Origin of the sequence: Flagellimonas baculiformis, assembly GCF_033441575.1 — a bacterium.
Lineage (GTDB): Bacteria > Bacteroidota > Bacteroidia > Flavobacteriales > Flavobacteriaceae > Flagellimonas > Flagellimonas baculiformis.
In genome coordinates this window covers 309,794-328,600 of the sequence record NZ_JAUZVW010000002.1, presented here as the reverse complement: position 1 = coordinate 328,600, position 18,807 = coordinate 309,794, and the positions used below count along the sequence as shown (strand labels likewise).

Annotated in this window: 20 protein-coding genes and 1 tRNA gene; 16 read left to right on the top strand and 5 right to left on the bottom strand. The window is 44.8% G+C overall.

Annotated features, from left to right (window positions below; translation table 11 throughout):
* The first annotated feature begins 127 nt into the window (after positions 1-127).
* From SD450_RS04165 to SD450_RS04150, 4 genes are all read left to right on the top strand, one after another.
* The gene (locus SD450_RS04165; protein ID WP_318343373.1) at positions 128-898 is read left to right on the top strand and encodes a GIY-YIG nuclease family protein; all 771 of its coding nucleotides are present in this window, start codon (positions 128-130) and stop codon (positions 896-898) included.
* Positions 899-998: 100 nt separating this feature from the next.
* Entirely contained in the window at positions 999-1,307 is a 309-nt protein-coding gene (locus SD450_RS04160) for a hypothetical protein (protein WP_318343372.1), read from the top strand.
* An 87-nt stretch (positions 1,308-1,394) separates the two neighbouring features.
* The gene (locus SD450_RS04155; protein ID WP_318343371.1) at positions 1,395-1,796 is read left to right on the top strand and encodes a hypothetical protein; all 402 of its coding nucleotides are present in this window, start codon (positions 1,395-1,397) and stop codon (positions 1,794-1,796) included.
* Positions 1,797-1,829: 33 nt separating this feature from the next.
* Positions 1,830-2,759 carry a DUF5677 domain-containing protein gene (locus tag SD450_RS04150; RefSeq protein WP_318343370.1) on the top strand — a complete coding sequence of 310 codons (930 nt, stop codon included), beginning with the start codon at positions 1,830-1,832 and terminating at the stop codon, positions 2,757-2,759.
* A 285-nt stretch (positions 2,760-3,044) separates the two neighbouring features.
* On the opposite strand, the gene SD450_RS04145 is transcribed toward SD450_RS04150, so the two are convergent.
* Positions 3,045-3,118 (bottom strand) — tRNA-Asn (locus tag SD450_RS04145).
* A gap of 67 nt (positions 3,119-3,185) precedes the next feature.
* A complete protein-coding gene (rseP, locus tag SD450_RS04140) occupies positions 3,186-4,544 on the bottom strand; it encodes an RIP metalloprotease RseP (protein ID WP_318343369.1) in 1,359 nt (452 codons plus the stop codon).
* 151 nt (positions 4,545-4,695) lie between these two features.
* On the opposite strand from rseP, the gene SD450_RS04135 reads away from it, so the two are divergent.
* The 9 genes from SD450_RS04135 to SD450_RS04095 all read left to right on the top strand — a co-directional run bounded on the left by SD450_RS04135 (position 4,696) and on the right by SD450_RS04095 (position 11,866).
* Positions 4,696-5,370, top strand: coding sequence for an SCO family protein (locus SD450_RS04135; protein ID WP_318343368.1), 675 nt, complete (start codon positions 4,696-4,698; stop codon positions 5,368-5,370).
* Positions 5,371-5,454: 84 nt separating this feature from the next.
* Positions 5,455-5,700 (top strand): FeoA family protein, encoded by a 246-nt coding sequence (locus SD450_RS04130; RefSeq protein ID WP_072880685.1) that lies wholly within the window; start codon positions 5,455-5,457, stop codon positions 5,698-5,700.
* A complete protein-coding gene (gene feoB / locus SD450_RS04125; protein WP_318343367.1) occupies positions 5,697-7,913 on the top strand; it encodes a ferrous iron transport protein B in 2,217 nt (738 codons plus the stop codon). The genes SD450_RS04130 and feoB overlap by 4 nt, the downstream gene beginning before the upstream one ends.
* A gap of 2 nt (positions 7,914-7,915) precedes the next feature.
* Positions 7,916-8,059, top strand: coding sequence for a hypothetical protein (locus tag SD450_RS04120; RefSeq protein ID WP_318343366.1), 144 nt, complete (start codon positions 7,916-7,918; stop codon positions 8,057-8,059).
* Between the two features lie 293 nt (positions 8,060-8,352).
* On the top strand, positions 8,353-8,877 hold the full coding sequence (locus tag SD450_RS04115) for an RNA polymerase sigma factor (RefSeq protein ID WP_318343365.1): 525 nt from the start codon (positions 8,353-8,355) through the stop codon (positions 8,875-8,877).
* 2 nt (positions 8,878-8,879) lie between these two features.
* Positions 8,880-9,671 carry a HEAT repeat domain-containing protein gene (locus SD450_RS04110; protein ID WP_318343364.1) on the top strand — a complete coding sequence of 264 codons (792 nt, stop codon included), beginning with the start codon at positions 8,880-8,882 and terminating at the stop codon, positions 9,669-9,671.
* A 19-nt stretch (positions 9,672-9,690) separates the two neighbouring features.
* Positions 9,691-10,443 (top strand): DUF4097 family beta strand repeat-containing protein, encoded by a 753-nt coding sequence (locus SD450_RS04105; protein WP_318343363.1) that lies wholly within the window; start codon positions 9,691-9,693, stop codon positions 10,441-10,443.
* Positions 10,444-10,476: 33 nt separating this feature from the next.
* Entirely contained in the window at positions 10,477-11,190 is a 714-nt protein-coding gene (locus SD450_RS04100) for a DUF4097 family beta strand repeat-containing protein (protein ID WP_318343362.1), read from the top strand.
* A gap of 100 nt (positions 11,191-11,290) precedes the next feature.
* Positions 11,291-11,866 carry a hypothetical protein gene (locus SD450_RS04095; RefSeq protein WP_318343361.1) on the top strand — a complete coding sequence of 192 codons (576 nt, stop codon included), beginning with the start codon at positions 11,291-11,293 and terminating at the stop codon, positions 11,864-11,866.
* A 137-nt stretch (positions 11,867-12,003) separates the two neighbouring features.
* Here SD450_RS04095 and SD450_RS04090 read toward each other — a convergent pair whose 3' ends face one another.
* From SD450_RS04090 to SD450_RS04080, 3 genes are read right to left on the bottom strand one after another with little or no spacing between them, the layout of a single operon-like run.
* Entirely contained in the window at positions 12,004-12,396 is a 393-nt protein-coding gene (locus tag SD450_RS04090; protein WP_318343360.1) for a DUF423 domain-containing protein, read from the bottom strand.
* Between the two features lie 9 nt (positions 12,397-12,405).
* Positions 12,406-12,813 (bottom strand): DUF2141 domain-containing protein, encoded by a 408-nt coding sequence (locus SD450_RS04085; protein WP_318343359.1) that lies wholly within the window; start codon positions 12,811-12,813, stop codon positions 12,406-12,408.
* 27 nt (positions 12,814-12,840) lie between these two features.
* Entirely contained in the window at positions 12,841-13,275 is a 435-nt protein-coding gene (locus tag SD450_RS04080) for a hypothetical protein (RefSeq protein WP_318343358.1), read from the bottom strand.
* A 105-nt stretch (positions 13,276-13,380) separates the two neighbouring features.
* Between SD450_RS04080 and SD450_RS04075 the strand changes: the two genes are divergently transcribed.
* From SD450_RS04075 to SD450_RS04065, 3 genes are all read left to right on the top strand, one after another.
* Positions 13,381-13,857 (top strand): hypothetical protein, encoded by a 477-nt coding sequence (locus SD450_RS04075; protein WP_318343357.1) that lies wholly within the window; start codon positions 13,381-13,383, stop codon positions 13,855-13,857.
* Between the two features lie 124 nt (positions 13,858-13,981).
* The gene (locus SD450_RS04070) at positions 13,982-14,380 is read left to right on the top strand and encodes a hypothetical protein (RefSeq protein ID WP_318343356.1); all 399 of its coding nucleotides are present in this window, start codon (positions 13,982-13,984) and stop codon (positions 14,378-14,380) included.
* Between the two features lie 79 nt (positions 14,381-14,459).
* Entirely contained in the window at positions 14,460-18,806 is a 4,347-nt protein-coding gene (locus SD450_RS04065) for a CusA/CzcA family heavy metal efflux RND transporter (protein ID WP_318343355.1), read from the top strand.
* Position 18,807 lies beyond the last annotated feature (1 nt).

Genomic DNA, 18,807 nt, shown 5'->3' with positions numbered 1-18,807 from the left:
CAATTAAATAAATTTTACTCCCTAGAGATTTAACAACTTCTCTTCAAGCCTTCGGAAATAAAATGATAGGAATTACTAGTAGAGATAATTAATTAAAAAGATTTAAAAATCAGAAGTGGAGTCCGCTATGAGATTTGAAAATTCTTTACACTTTAAAAATTACATTAGGAAAATTGCAGAATCCTGTGGTTACGATAAATATGAATTCGAACAGACTAAAATTCCAGCTAAACTAATTGAACTTTATGAATTCCAATCTGAATACGAGATGGAATTATTAGCAATCGGAGCATCAAGAATTACCGAACATTTTATTACTGAACTAAAACAGCTTTACTATTGTAGTGAAGATCAAAAAATGAACGTTTTTTTCGATATTTTCATTGAGACAAGCGAAATATTTGACCAAGCTAAAATTGTTTGTGGACAAATAAAAAAGGAATCTATCAAAGAAGATTTCAATTTGTTCAACTATTTCGATAGCGAGTTTTTAAAACCTCATTATAGACTTAAACAATTTGTAAAGGAGAGAAACAAATTTAATTACCTCAATGAACAGGAATTTGTCCCCTCAACAGAGTTTAAAAGATTTGTTGAAAACCATATTGGTAAATTTGGACTTTACTTTTTGTACGACGAAAGCAAGGCATTAATGTATATAGGCAAGAGCACAAGTATTGGGGACAGAATTTTAACTTCAATCCGAGAGAGACAAATTAGGGGTTACATTAAAGTCGCATTGACAGAGACTATTGCGGACATACACGTTTACGAACCATATTACGTATTAAAAGAGAATCCATTTTATAATGTAGAATTTAAGGCATATGACAATTTGAGTCTTGAATTAAAACCATTGAAAAAATCCAAACTGATTAAAATTCTGACTAAAGATTAACACACTGCCATATAGCATGAAAAGAAAACGATTTGGGTTTTTAATCTTATTGCTTGTTTCAGCATTCCTATTCTCGAGGTGTGCCAGTACGGGTTTTCTAATGGCAAAAGCCAAAGTCACACTTTTTGGTAATTCTTATCCTCCAAAGAATGAAGGGGACAAAATAGATGTCTACATGACCAATACACCAACTCAAAAATATATAGAATTTGCTCAAATCATTTGTAGAGACACGAATGATAATTGGAGTTTGAATCAGATTACAAAAAAAGCTCGTGAAATCGGAGCTGACGGAATTATAATTATTGGAAAAGCTGGTAGTTCAGGTTTAGGATTCCCTATGGGAAATTCAACCTATGTTGTAAGCGAGGAATATGGCATGACAGCAGTTGCAATTAAGTATAAATGAAAATGCCGAAAGCATAACAATGGCCACAATGATAAACCATATCATAACAATTGTATATAAATAGAGGCAAAAAACATTATTGTTGCTATGACTGATTTTTTCAACAAAAACAACAAGGGAGGTAAAGAAAAGGCGTTCTATTCCCTTGATGAACTCAAGAAAGAGACAAACAGACTCAAGAGAGAAAATGCAGTATGGGAAAAAGAGTTCAGCCACATCATTGAATTAAGAGAAAAAGCCACTAAACTTGATAAGTCTGGAAAATACCTAGAAGCAATTAAACTTTACAATGAGGCCATCCTGTTTGGAGAAAACTCAGAGCGAATGAAGATCTCGAATTATGCCCATGACATCAATAGGGTAATCATTCTCTACGGGAAGTCCAAGCAAATTGACTTATTAAAGATATTCTTGGAAAGAATAATCAATGATTATCCAGATTATAGAGATTTCGAAAAATGGGAGACAAGACTATCTAAAATCAATTAACAAGCTGGTGTTATCCAATACTGAAAGTGATTGATGGATAATGAAAAATCATATAAAAGCGTTTCTGGATATCCCCTTGAAGATTTAAAACACTTTCATCAAGAGGCGAGCAATTTTTTTGCCTCGGAATTGATGATGCTTAAAGAAGTAATCCCTAAAATCTCTGATGAAAGACAGGCCAAGGCCGCCCTTTTATTGATAAGTTGTACCCAAACAGGGGCAGCCCTCCTACAATTGGCAAATCAACCCGATACCTTTACAAGTGAATCCGTTATGCTCTCCCGGGCATTCATGGAGAAAATCACTAATTTTTGCTATGTAAGTATCTGCGAGGAAAAAGAATATCGTGCGTTCATTCTACATCCCATATACAAATATTATCATAGCATAGGGGCATTGAAATATGACGACCTTGAATTTCCAAGGGAATCTGGATTGAACAATGGTGATTTCATGGATATACTGAATGAACGAAAGAACGAGCGCAAAAGGGAACAGGACAATTTGAAAAAGAGCGCTCTAGTGAAAGAAGCATTGGAAATATTTTCTGAAACAAAACCGAATTTACCATGGACAAGAAAACCCCTGAATGAAAGAATCAAAAGAATAGAAAAGTGGGGGAAACTCATGGACGTGTTTTTTACACTCAGCAAGATTGAATATTATTCCGATGCTTCGGAATCATTGCATGGCTCATTATATGGTTGTTCTTATGGCGTCGGTGGTTGTGATCCAGATTTTGAAATAGAAAATGAGGAAGAAATAGATAAAAAACTCTTTAGGGACAATGCCTGTAATCTATTGAGTCTTGGAATGTTGATTCATGAAACTCTTACTCTAATTTCACACTCTTCCAATATAAAGGAAATTTGGAATCATTCATTTAAAAATAGAGGCATGGCCTTAAATCTTCATTCCCATATTATGGAATGGAAAATTCCCAGAAAAAGAACCAAATCCTAGCTATGCTATAATTGTTAATCTGCGAAGATTATTCTCTTAGTAGATTGCACCCTATACCAATTTTATTTTACGCTTATCTTTCCGAACACTACAAAATTGGAACAGGATCCAAGTGCAAAAGTTTAAGGGTAAGTATTTGGGACAAATCTCAATTTATTCTGGAATATTATAGACCGAAATGTTAAAGTTTGGGGCCAAATTTTATTTTTTTCAGTCCGCGTGCAAATTGCGTGCAAATTAAAAAGGCTCCAGAGAGTGAATTTCTCTGAAGCCTTACTGTGCTTGCTCCCCCTCTTGGGCTCGAACCAAGGACCCTCTGATTAACAGTCAGATGCTCTAACCAACTGAGCTAAGGAGGAATTTTATCGTAAGCGGGTGCAAATATAGCAGTTTCTTTATTACACCACAAACAAAAAAATCGCTTTTCTACTTAAAAAGCCATTTGTACAGGTCATTTCCGTTGGCAAACAGCAGCAGACCTATCAACAGGAAAAAGCCGACCATCTGTGCATATTCCAAAAACTTGTCGCTGGGCTTGCGTCCAGTCACCATTTCATAGAGCAGGAACATCACGTGCCCCCCGTCCAATGCCGGAATGGGCAAAATGTTCATAAAGGCCAGGATGATGGAAATAAAGGCCGTAGTGGCCCAAAATGCTGGCCAGTTCCAGGTATCGGGGAACATGCCCCCAATTGCTGCAAAACCACCTACTTCCTTATACGCCCCCGTGTCGGGGTTAAAGATTTTTTTCATCCCCTTGATGTAGTCGGAGAGCGTTCTGACACCCCTTTTCCAACCTGCTGGAATGGATTCCCAAAAGGAATATTTCAGCGTCCTAACTTCCAGATAGCCCAACTCTTTATATTCTTCAGGTGACAACCCCAAATGCACACCGAGAGCAGCATCGTCGGTAACTTTAAGCTCCATGTCGAGCGAAGTCCCATTTCGGTTCACGGTAACGGGGACCGTTTTTCCCTTGTTGGCCTCTAGGATTGGCATGGCCTGATCTTTATATTCAACTGGTTTGCCATTCATCCGGACAATGGCGTCCCCATGTTCCAAGCCACTATTGGCATTGGGGGAATTTTCCGGAACCTTGTTGATGATGAAAGGTATTCTGTACGACACAAGGGCCCTTATTTTATCCTTGTCCTCTTCCTCCGAAAGCGTTTCGATCACATTCACAGGAACCTCTTTTTCCATCACTTGTCCATTTCGCTCAATGGTGAAATGATTGCCAAGGGCAAAACCTGGAATGATTTCAGACAATGTTTCCACCTTCTTTCCATCTATCGACAAAATTTTGTCCCCGGTCTGTATGCCCAAGCCATCACCCAAGGTCTTATCGGTCACCCAGATGCCATCCTTTAAACTATCATTGGCAATGTATTCCTCCCCATACGTAAAAACCAACCCTATGAATATGACCACGGCCAACACAAAGTTCACCGTAACCCCGCCCAACATGATGATCAAACGCTGCCAGGCCGGTTTGCTACGAAATTCCCAAGGCTTGGGCTCTTCCTTCATCTGTTCGGTGTCCATGCTCTCATCGATCATGCCCGAGATCTTCACGTAGCCTCCCAAGGGCAACCATCCAATACCATACACGGTCTCCCCTATTTTCTTTTTGAAGAGCGAAAATTTCACGTCAAAGAACAGATAGAATTTCTCCACCCGCGTCTTGAAGATCTTCGCCGGGATAAAGTGTCCAAGCTCATGCAGCACAATGAGCAGGGAAAGACTTAGAAAGAATTGTATGGTCTTTATCAGTATAGGGGTCATCGTTCGTCTTTTGTTAAAACGCACAAAAGTAAACTTTTACAAAGTGATAAAAAAACAGCAGTTTTGGATAAGTTCTTGATTTAAGAAAGATTTAGTAACAAAAACAGCCTCAAGGCTTGAAGAATCATCCTTCGGGTCGTAATTTTGCAACATGGGTTCATTCTTTGCCAAATACAAGTTTTTCGGCTTGGTTTTGTTGGGGCTTTCCGCAGTAATCGTCTTTTTGTTCTACAACGCGCTCCAACCCCAAAAAATGCTCCCGGTGTATCAACCTTCGATGGTGGACCCCTCGTTGGTGGACAGCACCTTGCACTACAAGAAAAAATACCACACCATTGCCGACTTTTCCCTGATCAACCAGAACGGGGAGACCATCACCCAAGAAAATTACAAGGACAAGATTTACGTGGCGGATTTCTTTTTCACCACCTGCCCCACCATTTGCCCCATCATGACGAAGAACATGGCCGAGATCCAAAACGCGGTCCTTGACGATCCCGAGGTGATGCTGCTCTCTCATTCGGTGACTCCGGTGATCGACTCCGTTCCCCAACTGAAAAAATATGCCTTGGAAAAAGGCGTGGTGGACAGCAAATGGAACTTGGTGACGGGTGAAAAAAAACAGATCTACGAGCTGGCCCGAAAATCCTATCTGGCCGTAAAGACCGATGGGGATGGCGGACCCTACGACATGATCCACACCGAAAATTTCATCCTTGTGGACAAGGAACGCCGCATCAGGGGCTTTTATGACGGCACCAATCGGGAGGAGATCCGCAAACTTCTCGAAGACCTCAAAGTGCTCAAGGAGAGTTACGAGGAATAGCACCGAAACCTTTGCCATGGATTTGGTTCCTTTTTATACATTTTTACTTATTTTTGCCCTTAATTAAATTCAATCTAAATAAGTATTGTGGCTACCGTTATCGATTTGGCATATGGGCAAAAGGGAATCATCAAGGATTTTTCCGAACACGTGCTGCCCATCAAGCTTTTGGAATTGGGGTGCTTGCCCGGCAACAGCGTGGAACTGGTCCAGATCGCCCCTTTGAACGACCCCATATACATCAACCTTAATGGAAGCCACATCGCCATAAGGCGCTCATTGGCCCAGCTCATTGAGCTTGATATAGTTGAAGAAACCCAAGCCCCATGAGCAAAAGCATCAATGTTGCCCTGATCGGTAATCCCAATACCGGAAAGACCTCTGTTTTCAACCAACTTACGGGCCTCAAACAAAAAGTGGGCAACTATCCTGGCATCACCGTGGAAAAAAAGGAAGGGATATGCAAGCTGCCAAGGGGCGTAAAGGCACATATCCTGGATCTTCCCGGCACCTATAGCCTCAACACCACTTCCTTGGACGAAAGTTTGGTGGTGGAACTGCTGCTCAACAAAAACGATAAGGATTTTCCGGATGTGGCCGTGGTGATCACCGATGTGGAAAACCTCAAAAGGAACCTGTTCCTGTTTACCCAGATCAAAGATCTGAAGATTCCCGCCATACTTGTCATCAACATGGCGGACCGGATGTCCCGCAAAGGTATTTCCCTGGACATTGAGGCCATGGAAAAACAATTGGACACCAAGATTGCCCTAGTGAGTACCCGCAAAGGAGAGGGCATCGACCGCATCAAAGAGTTGATTGCCGATTACAGATCGCTGTCCACCGCCCCCAACCTTGAAGCATCCCGGATTGCACCGGACTATTTCAAAAATCTTGAAAAAGCATTCCCCAACGAGGATTCCTATAAACTTTGGCTGGTCATCACGCAGGATGTGAACTTTATGCCCATTGAAAAAAAACAGATCCAGGATGCCACTTCCTTTTTTACCAAATCAAAGGAAGAACTGAAAAAACTACAGCACCGCGAAACTGTGCTCCGCTATCAGTTCATCAACGATACGCTCAAGACGACCTACAAGGTGGACCAATTGGCCGCAAAGGGACTGCGGGCCTCCATCGACAAGATACTGACACACAAAGTGTTCGGTTACCTTATTTTCTTTGCCATCCTTCTGCTCATCTTCCAGGCCATTTTTGAGTGGAGCAGTTATCCGATGGATTTTATTGACGAGCAGTTTGCCGCGGCAAGCGAGTGGATCAAGAACACACTGCCACCCGGATTGTTTACCGATCTGTTGGCCGAAGGGATCTTGGCCGGTATCGGAGGAGTGGTCATCTTTATCCCTCAGATCGCCTTTTTGTTCCTTTTTATCTCCCTTTTGGAAGAATCGGGCTATATGAGCCGGGTCGTTTTCCTGATGGACCGATTGATGCGTCCCTTTGGGTTGAGCGGAAAAAGTGTGGTGCCCTTGATCTCGGGCAATGCATGTGCCATTCCCGCCATTATGGCCACCCGTACCATAGAAAACTGGAAGGAACGTCTCATCACCATTTTGGTGACCCCCTTTACCACCTGCTCTGCCAGACTGCCCGTGTATCTCATATTGATTGCCCTTGTGATTCCCGAAGGAAGCGTATTGGGTCTTAGCTATCAGGCATTGACGCTGATGCTGCTGTACCTTCTCGGGTTTGGGATGGCCCTCTTTTCAGCCATGGTACTGGACAAGATCTTAAAAATCAAAAGTAGGTCGCTCTTCATGGTGGAAATGCCCACCTACCGCATGCCCTTGATCAAAAATGTGGGCTATACCGTTCTGGAAAAGACCAAGAGCTTTGTCTTCGGGGCAGGGAAGATCATTTTGGCCCTCTCCATCGTGCTTTGGTTCTTGGGGTCCAATGGATATTCGGACGAATTTCACAATGCCGAGGAAATCGTCAGTGAAAGAATCGCCAACGAAGGCCTGAGCACCTACAGCAAAAACTATATCCAGACCAACATCGATTCCTATTTGGAAGATGTGGAGTCGGAAGGACTTCCGCCAAGCGCTGTCCAGGATTCGGTCCGAACCTTGACTGCCGACCTCACCGAAAGTGCCAAGGCACAGGAAATTGCCAGCTACAAATTGGAACATTCCTATATTGGTCAGGCCGGAAAGGCCTTTGAACCCATTGTGAAGCCCTTGGGCTACGACTGGAAGATCGGGATCGCCGTGTTGACGTCCTTTGCCGCCCGGGAAGTGTTTGTGGGGACCCTTGCCACCATTTACAGTGTGGGCAGCGATGAGGAAGAGACCATCCAGAACAGGATGGCCGCCGAACTTGACGAATCCGGAAAACCCCTGTTCAATTTGGCAACAGGCGTTTCATTGATGCTCTTCTATGCCTTGGCCATGCAATGTATGAGCACGCTGGCCATTGTGAAGCGGGAGACAAATTCCTGGAAATGGCCCCTGATCCAACTGGGCTTCATGAGTGTTTTGGCCTATGTTGTCGCGTTGGCCGCCTATCAAATTTTAGCATAGTCATGGAAGTACAACAGATTTTAGTCTATATCACCTTGGCCTTGGCAGTTGGCTATTTGGTCTGGAAGTTCCTTTTGCCCAAATCGTTTTTTGGAAAAAAGAAAGGCTCCAAATCTTGCGGCCAGGACAATTGTGGTTGTAGCTGAGATTATAACAAATTTCCATAAATGGCACACCATGTCAGGTCGAGCGTCCCGAAAGCTTTCGGGAAGACCCTTATTTCAAAGTAGTTTTCTTGATAGACCTCTCGACTGCGCTCGAGGTGACATTTTCATTTGGTTTAGCATTTAAAATCCCATATAAGGTTTTGACCACAACCGCCTCGAATTCCAATCGCTTTTTCCACAAAGCGATTTTTTTTTGACTTTTTTCATTCCCTCTGTGTAACCTTTTTTAATTTCCAGACTATATAAGTTGAACACCAACTAAAAAACATTGTTTGGAAGCGCTTTCAGATGAGATCATAATGCAAAAAGTTGCTGAGGGCAACCTTGATCTGCTCAAGATCCTTTTCGACAGATATCACAAGCACGTCTATCATTTTCTATATAAAATGTGCGGTGATAGCATGTTGAGTGAAGATTTGACACAGGATGTCTTTTACAAATTGATCAAGTACAGGAGCTCATACAAGAACGGATCGTTCAAGGCTTGGCTCTTTACCATCGCCCGAAACAACTTGAAGACACATTTTACAAGGGACCACAAGCCCCATGAGGACATCAAGGTGTTGGCCTACAAAGCGGTGGAGGAAGAAGACGAAGTACTGGAGAACAATGCCCACTTGCAGAACGCCCTGAACCAACTGGACCCGGCCGACCGGGAGTTGGTCATCTTGAGTCGATATAAAGAAATACGCTACGAAGAGTTGGCGGAAATGACAGGAAGTACACCCGGCGCGGTAAAGACCAAAGTCTGCCGGGTCTTGAAAAAATTGAAAAAAATATACCTACAAAGCATATGACCATGGAAAACAATCACATTTCGGACCTGATTCCAGACTATCTGGACGGTACTTTGGACATGGAGACCATGAGAGAAGTGGAACTGCATTTGGGCAAATGCAACGAATGCCAACAAGAGCTCGAAGAAATGAAGGCCCTGTTCCATGCCTTTGACGGCCATGACATCCCTGTTCCTTCGGAAAAGCTAAGGACTTCCTTTGAAATGGCCCTGGAAGCCGAAAAGGAAAGTCGGGGCAAAGTGGTTCCCCTATCCTCCCCCGAAAAGAAAACAAACTGGGGGGGCAACCTGCTGAAAATTGCGGCCAGTGTGGCACTTTTGGCAGTCTCTTTTCAAATGGGATCGTTGTTCCAACAGCGCAAAGTGGATGGTGACATTGCCCTGCTCCGGGACGAGACCTTGCAGATGAAACAGACCACCATGCTCTCCCTGATGGAAAACCAATCGGCCAGCAAGCGCATCCAAGGGGTGAACTATATTGATGAATTTGAGCAGCCCGATGAAGCCATCATAGAGGCTTTGGGCAACAGGCTGTTGTATGATGAAAACGACAACGTCCGCTTGACCGCCTTCGAGGCACTGTCCAAGTTCACTTCTTCGGAAACTGTAAAAAACCTGCTGATCGAAGCGCTCGAAAAAGAAAAGAACCCGAGTATCCAAGTGGCCATTATTCAAGTATTGGTACAGATACAGGAGAGAAAGGCGGCCGAACCCATGAAAAAACTGCTGGAACAGGAAGACACTCAGCCCTTTATAAAAGAACAGATCAAAGCTGTATTACCAAGTATAACATAAACATCAAAAAACGAAAATCATGAGAAAATTCACATTTTTGCTAACCGCCCTTTTGGTGGGCACCCTAGCCAAGGCGCAATCCGATTATACCAAATCCTTAAATGGGGTCCAATGGGTCAAGATCGAATCCAAATCCGACATCACGTTAAGAACTCACAACTCCAATGAGTTGTTGATCAAATCAGGCCCATCCGTAGAAACCCCAGAAAGGGCAAAAGGCCTAAAATTGGTGGGCGAAGGAGGAACGGACAATACCAGCGTAGGCTTCTCCGTCATCCAAGACGGCAACACCCTTATCGTGACCAACCTTAGAAAGTCCGAAGGGGCCGAAATCTACCTTCCCAAAAACCAGAACATTTCTGCCAAAAGTACTTGGAACGGTGACATTGAAATCGACGGGTTTGCGGGTGAAATCGAGGCAGACGCCCAGCTCAATGGCAGCGTCAAAATCGTGAACGTGAACGGTCCCGTTACCGCCAACACCTTGAATGGCGAACTTACGGTGGAGTTTGGCACCGTAAAACAAGGGTCCCCTATTTCCCTGTATTCCACCAATGGGGCCGTGGATGTGAGCCTACCCGGCAATACTCCGGCCAACCTGTCCATGAGCACCATCAATGGCAACGTCTATACCGATTTTGACGTAAAGTTGAGTGAAAAGGACGGCCTAAAGTCGGTGTTGGGCAGAAAAATAAGCGCAACCATAAACAATGGTGGAGTGGACATTACACTGAAATCCACCAATGGAAACATGTATCTCAGAAAAAAATAATCATCAACAACCAAAAATCAAAAACGATCAGTCATGAAAAAATTAATCGTCGCTGCATTTGTGGGATTGGCCGTCCTATCCCTATCTGCCCAAAAAATCATTGAAAAGAACATCAACTACTCCGGTCAATTTATTGACCTTGATGTAAAGTTTGCTTCTGACATCGAAGTCAAGACCTGGGACAAGTCCACCATCTATTTCAAAGCGGACATTACCACAAAAGATGGAAAGTTTCTGGATCTATACAAGCTCGATATTGATGAGAGCAGCAGTTCCATCACCATTGCGTCCAATGCCAAGCCCATTTTTGAGGCATTTCAGGATGAATGGAACAAAAACAACCCCGACAAAAAGAATCGCTATTATAACATGGGGGACACCTATGAGTTCAATTATGTGCTGTATGTGCCCAAAAATGCCCGCTTCAAGGTGAGCAGCATCAATGGCGACTTAAAGGCAGATATCATCGAAGGGAACTTTACCGCAGAGTTGATCAACGGCAATATCGACATCAAAACGTATGATGGTGACATGGACCTACAGACCATCAACGGTGAAATTGATCTAGTGATGAAAAACTCCAGATTGGTCGCCGAGACGATCCACGGCAACATCTATGCCGATGAAAAACTGAACCTCAAGGTCACCGATCGGTATGTGGGCCAAAAAGTGGAGGGAAGCTTCGACAAGGCCACCCATCGCCTCAAGCTGAACACCATCAACGGGAATATGTACCTGCGGCTCTAGATGAAACTGGAAACAAAGCACAATAGCCTGTTCATATAGCATTTGAACCCTGTCCCAAAACTATACGAGAGCCGAGTGTAAGCTAAAAAAACGATGAATCATGATAAAATTAGTGGTCTCTTTTTCAGCAATTCTTTTGTTTTCATGTTCACAGTCAAAATCGAGCAAACTTAATGCTTCGTCCAAAGTTGAGAACTTGGGCAATGATAGCATTACTCAGATAGAGAACAATCGCATTGCAGTTTTAAATCAGCTTAGAAATGAACTTCTCTTAACCTATGGCACACTCGACGGGTGGTCAAGGGTAGACATGGGGCCATGCGGGGAATTTGCCTATGCCTTCTATGAAGAATGGAATTCCAGGTTCAAAGATTCGGTCAATATTGTTTTTATGATGAAACCGGATGGTTCAGATTGCAATCATGTTCTTGTAAGGTTGCCAGATAAAAATTTGTTTGATGCAGGGCTTGGAGTTATGGATGAAAGTGCCCTCAAACTCGTTTTCATTGAAAGCCGTATTGAGGACATGGTTGACTTTGATTACGATCTATTGGACAAATGGTCATATGGATTGCATCGAAAATATTACAATTGTCCAGACTATTCAGACAGCTTGTCAAGGAGTATTTTAAGACGTCATTTTGACAAACTATCAATGCAAAATAAGGGAAGGTAATATAGGGTTGCCAGTAAAAGTTGCATTCATAAAACCCATACTTAATTCTGTATAACTATGGTAGGCGATGTGGTGAACATCATGGTTTGTATCCCACTCAAAATGAACACCATAAACAGCAACATGTACCTGAGGCTCTAAATGAAGTTGGAAACAAAGGAATAGAGCAACAAGGCCCATCCCACGACCAGCAACAATCCACCAATGGGAGTGACCGGCCCCAACCAACGGGGCTTGTCCCCTTTGGCCGCACCCAAGCAAAGGGCGTAGATGCTGAAAGAAAACAATAGCGTACCAAAAATGAAGCAGTTGACGATGGCCGAATCCAACGGTCCGTCAAAACTGAGGTTGAAACCCAAGACCAACAGCACAATGGCATGGTACATTTGATACTTGACCCCTGTCTCAAAACTATGGAGCAGTTCAGGGGTCAGTTTCTTTTTTAGGGCATGGGCACCAAAGGCACCAAAAACCACGGCCAAAAGTCCAAATGCCGCGCCCATCACTTGGGCCATCAAAATTGTTCCCATATTATTTATTTACAAATCTATGCTGATTTCATGGTCAGCGGTTACCTTAAAGGCACATTCCTTGTATTTCGGGGGGCCAAAAGTTTTCATCTTGCCATGCGAAAATGCCACTCTTTCCCTAGGAATGCCCAACCAATTGGTGTCCAATTTGCCGTTCCCATTTTCATCATGGAACACCGCTAGGGCATATTCCCCCGAAGGGATATCTTCCATTCTCAAAATCACCTGTCCTTTTTGGGCCTTCACACTACTCCCTCGATACACCTGCTCAAACGACAGAAAAGAATCATCGGAATCATAAATGGCCACCTTGATCTGTCCTTCATTGGACTCCACATTGTTGATATGTACCGAAATGGTGTTCTGCGAAAAAACCCATATGGGTGCCAATACAGTAAAAAAGAGCATTTTTCTCATGGGAAACTTGGGACTGTTTCAGTTCGATCATTGAGGCTGCTTGGTGCGTTCCATCAATTCGGCGTGCAAAATAGTATATATTCCCTGGGTTTCTATGCTATCCTGAAGGTTTAAGTATAATTTAAGGGAGTCGTGGTGCACCACTTTGATCTTTTGTTGCCTCAGGTCATCCACAAAAACATAGACCTTGCTCTGGGTAATGGAGTCCTTGAACACCCCTTTTTCCTTGGCCATCCACGAAAAGCCATTGGAACGCTCCATTTCGGGGAGCTTGTCCACGAACACCACACTGTCTATCTCTGCCAAAGGGATTTTTTGGTAATAGATGCCGGAAAGAACCTTTAGGTTACCCTCCTCGATCTTACACCAATTTTTGTAGTGTTCCACAAAGGCGAATAGGCACAGGGCCAACGTGAGAACGATCAACACGTTCCACAACCAATGTCTTTTTTTTGTTGCCATACCAAGGTAAAACTTAAGGGCATTACCGACTTTAAAGGTAGTGCAATTCATTTTAAGGGTCAAGAAGATCCATTCCTAGTATATTTGAAGGATCAAGTCCAGCTTATGAAAGCCGCCACCATTGCACAATTGAAAAAAGAACTCCAGTTCCGATCGCAGGACGAGGTGGTGCAGCTCTGTTTGCGGCTGGCCCGTTTCAAAAAGGAAAACAAGGAACTGCTCACCTATCTGCTCTTTGAAGCAGACAGTGAGGAAGGCTATATCGAAGCTGTAAAACAGGAAATGGACGAAATGTTCTCGGAGATCAATGTGAACAGCTTTTTCTACATCAAGAAAAGTGTCCGGAAAATCCTGAGGACCCTCAAAAAATACAGCCGTTATTCGGGCGACAAGGCCACTGAAGTGGAACTGTTGCTGTACTTCTGTAAAAAATTGAAGGATTTCAGGCCCTCCATCCGCCGTAACACCACCCTGTTCAACCTCTACCAAAGGCAGTTGGAATACATCGCGAAAAAAATCCCATCGCTCCACGAAGACCTGCAGCATGATTATGGCCTGGTCTTGCAAGAATTAAAACCCTAAGTACAAAAATGTTGCCTACGGGAAAGCTTGAAGAGACATTGGATCCCTTACAAAACCAGATTCATTCTAAATTATTCCCATGTATTTGGTTGATTTATAGAATTCGTAATTTTGTGGAACGGGCATGAAAAAGATTTTCACCATAGGGACAGCTTTGCTCATCTTTCTACAGAGCGTCAATATCCATTTCAACGATTTGGTTGAGATGGACAAGCTTTTTGAGCACTACCAGTTCCATTCGGATGAATATGGCGATAATTTTATCGTGTTCCTGTCCAAGCACTATGGCAAGTTGAAGGCTTCCCATAGCGAAAAACACCAAGAGGAACAGCAAGAACACGAGCAGTTGCCTTTTCAGCATCAATCCCAGTGCTCACAACTCATGGCCTTTGTGGTTGAACCGGAGCCCTTTTTCCAATCCAATTCTGAGATCCCGCTCGACATTACAAGTAACTTCCATTATCAAATATCGTATTCCCCCATTTGGGGCGATGGGCCCTTTCAGCCCCCAAAACAAGCCTAATTCATAGTATGCCAGCTTTGCTGGACCTATTTCCGTAAGCCTTATTGAATTTATAACGCTATACATTTCTCTATGAATTATGTTTTCAAACATTATATCCTTTAGCATAAGGAACAAGTTCATTGTTCTTCTCTTTACAGCGGGCATTGCCTTGGTGGGGCTATATTCGCTGTCACAAATACCCATCGGGGCCGTTCCCGATGTTACGAACAACCAGGTTCAGGTCATCACTACGTCAAGAAGCCTATCCACCCAGGACATGGAAAAGTTTGTCACCTATCCGGTGGAACTGGAGATGGCAAACCTTCCGGGGGTCAAGGAAATCCGTTCGGTTTCCAAGTTTGGCCTCTCCGTGGTCACCATCGTTTTTGAGGACGATATGGGGACCTACCTCCCCAGGCAGCTTATCGCCGAAAAGATAAAGTCCGCGACCAGCCGGATCCCAGAAGGGTTCGGGAACCCGGAAATGGGCCCCATAACCACAGGATTGGGCGAAATCTATCAATATGTACTGGATGTGGAACCTGCCTATAAGGACCTTTACAGCTCCACCGAGCTTAGGACCATACAGGACTGGATCGTGAAACGTCAACTTTCCGGTATTCCCGGGGTGGTGGAGGTCAATACTTGGGGCGGACACCTCAAACAATATGAGGTTGCCATCCAGACCCAAAAACTGAACGCCTTCAATATTACCGCAAAAGAGGTGTTCACCGCTTTGGAAATGAACAACAGCGTTGCCGGTGGCGGCTATATCGAAAAAGTGAACCAGGCCTATTTTATCCGTGGGGAAGGACTGGTGGGCAACCTCAAGGACATCGAAAACATTGTGGTGACCACCAGAAATGGCATCCCCATCTATATCAAGGACGTGGCCAAGGTCGGTTTTGGCAGTGCCCCCCGGTTTGGGGCGATCACGGGCAACGGAGAGGGCGAAAAAGTCCTTGGTCAGATCATGATGTTGAAAGATGCCGATTCCAAACGCGTGATCGAAGCCGTAAAAGAAAGGGTCGCGGCCATTTCCAAATCCTTGCCCGAAGGGGTCTATATCAATCCATTTTTGGACCGAAGTGAACTCATTGGACGGACCACCTTCACAGTAACGGAAAATCTGGTACTCGGTTGCCTTATCGTCATATTCGTTGTGGTCCTGCTCCTGGGCAATTGGCGATCCGGGCTTGTGGTGGCATCAGTGATTCCGCTCTGTTTGCTGTTCGCGCTGACACTGATGAACATTTTTGGAGTGGATGCCAACCTATTGAGCCTTGGGGCCATCGATTTTGGGATCATCATAGACGGGGCAGTGATCATCGTAGAGTACATCGCCTTCCAGATTACACAAAAGAAAGCCGATCTGGCCCATTTGGACAAAGCAAAAACACAGTCCGTCAAAGATGATATCACCTTGAAAGGGGCCTCAAAAATGATGAACTCCGCCGTCTTTGGGCAGCTTATCATTCTCATTGTGTTCATTCCCATTCTTTCCTTGAGCGGTGTGGAGGGCAAAATGTTCAAACCCATGGCCTTGACCTTCAGTTTTGCCCTCTTGGGTGCCATCCTGTTGTGTTTCACTTATGTACCCGTGGCCTCGGCATTGTTCCTAAAACCTTCGAAGGAATCGCCCAAGAGTATATCCACCCGGTTGGTCAATTGGATCAACCGTCGGTATGAACCGGTAATCGAATGGGCCATGAAAAGCAAGAAACTGGTCCTTTCCGTTGCGGCGGCACTGTTGGTGGGGGCCATTTTGCTCTTTTCCTCAATGGGAGGTGAATTCGTTCCCACGCTGGACGAAGGGGATTTTGTGATCCAGCCTGTTTTGAAAACAGGTACCACTTTGGCCAAGACCATCGAAACAACGACCAAAATGGAACAGATCTTATTGGAGGAATTTCCCGAGGTAAAACAGGTGGTGAGCCGTATCGGGGCCGCAGAAGTACCCACGGACCCGATGTCCATGGAAGAAAGTGATGTGATCATTTCCCTGAAACCAAAGAGTGAATGGGTCTCTGCCGAAACCAAGGATGAACTCGCAGACAAGTTCAAGGAGGCCTTGGCGGTCATTCCGGGAATAGAGCTGGAGTTTACCCAGCCCATTGAAATGCGTTTCAATGAATTGATCACAGGGGTACGTGCCGACATTGCCATCAAAATTTTTGGGCAGGACCTGGAAATCCTGAACAAGAAGGCCAACGAGATCAAGGACCTTATCCAAAATGTGGAAGGGGCCTCGGACGTCATTGTGGAAAAAGTGGAGGGTCTCCCCCAGATGAACGTATCCTTTGACCGTGCCAAAATTGCTCGGCATGGACTCAACATCGCCGACCTGAACGAGATGATCGCCATGGGCTTTGCAGGCAAGGTAGTGGGAAGTGTGTTCGAAGGAGAACGCCAATTTGATATGGCCGTTCGGTTGGATTCGGAAAACCGAAAGGATATTTCCAACCTGAAAAACCTTTATGTGGACATCCCCAACGGCGGAAAGATCCCGATGAGCGAACTTGCGGAGATCACCTACCAAAAAGGGGCCGCCAAAATCTCGAGGGACAATACCCAACGGCGTATCGTGGTCGGCATCAACGTCAGGAACAGGGATCTCCAGTCCGTTGTGGACGATGTGCAGTTACTGATCAATGAAAACATAACGTTGCCCACGGGTTATATCATCACCTATGGTGGCCAGTTCGAAAATCTTCAGAATGCCAAAGCCAGGTTGACGATTGCCGTGCCCATCGCATTGTTGCTCATTTTCATCATGCTCTACTTTGCATTCGGCTCGGTCAAGGAAGCCCTGCTCATCTTCTCGGCCATTCCCCTGTCTGCAGTGGGAGGTGTGCTCTTGCTCTGGCTGCGCGACATGCCTTTCAGCATATCGGCGGGGGTAGGTTTTATTGCACTTTTTGGTATTGCGGTACTGAACGGGATCGTGCTGATAGAGCATTTCAAGGAACTCAAGGGCAAAGACTTTGATTCCATGGAAGACCTGATCAAACAAGGCACCAAGGACAGGCTCCGTGCCGTTCTGTTGACCGCATCGGCAGCGGCATTGGGGTTCTTGCCTATGGCCGTGTCCACCAATGCCGGGGCAGAGGTGCAAAGACCATTGGCCACGGTGGTAATTGGCGGATTGGTAACGGCGACCATACTCACCCTGGTGGTCCTGCCCGTATTATATGCCTATTCCCATAACATCAAATTCCGAGGAATGAGAAAAAGAAGAAAAGAACGAAAATTGAACAGGAACGCATTGACCATCCTGCTTCTTTTGATGACAGCTTCCGGATTTTCCCAAGAAAAGTTGGACCTCGAAGCCCTTATGACGCTTTCATTGAAAAACAACAAGGGGATTCAGGCCGGTTCGTTGATGGTAGATCAAGCGGAAACGCTCAAGGGAACCGCCTTTGAGTTTGACAAAACGGACATCTATTACCAATATGATGAAAACAACCTTGCGTTGAACGGGGAACCCTTGAAGGTTTTTGGGGCGCAGCAACAGTTTGAGTTCCCCACCGTATATGGGGCGAAAAGCAGGCTTCAAAAATCCAATCACGAGTTTCAAAAATCATCGTTTGAGATTCAAAAGAAGCAACTGTACCAATCGCTGAGCAATGCCTATTACCAGTACCAGACCTTGATTCAAAAGGCAAAGCTCTATGGGACACTGGACAGCATTTACAGCAATTTTGCCCACGCGGCCAACAGGCGCTTTGAACTTGGGGAGACCAATTACCTGGAAAAAGTGACGGCCACGGCCAAGCAACGCCAGATCACGAACACCTACTCCAAAATAAAACAGCAGATCCTGACCACCTATGGTGAGATCGTGAGCTTGGTGCAAAGCGGGGACACTTTGGACATCGTGGAAGAGCAGCCCAAAAAACTTACGGTACTGAACGCCCAGGGGATGTTGGAAACGGAAACCGCGTTTTTGGACCATCGCCAAGAGCTCAGCAATGCCCAAAAAAGTTTGGAGGAAAACCGCTTGTTGCCCGACTTGAACCTGGAGTATTTTCAAGGGACCAATAAAGGTCTCGGAGCATCCCTATACGGCATCCAACTGGGGGTTCGCATCCCGATTTTCTTTTTCGGCCATAGCAGCAAGGTAAAATCGTCCAAGATACAGACCAAGATCACGGAGATGGAAAACACGGAGATTACCGTTGCCATGAACCAGCGCTACAAAACCTTGTTGGGACAATTGGAGCAACAGGCCCAAGAACTCTCCTATTATGAGGACGAGGGCGGTCAGCTTTCGGATCAGATCTTGAAGGCGGCCACTGGAAATTTTCAAAATGGGGAAATCGACTTTTTCCAATACATCCAAAGTCTGGAGAACGCCTACGACATCCAACTCAATTATTTGGATGTCCTCCACCAATACAATCAGACTGTAATCGCCATTAATTACTTGACCATAACATTATAAA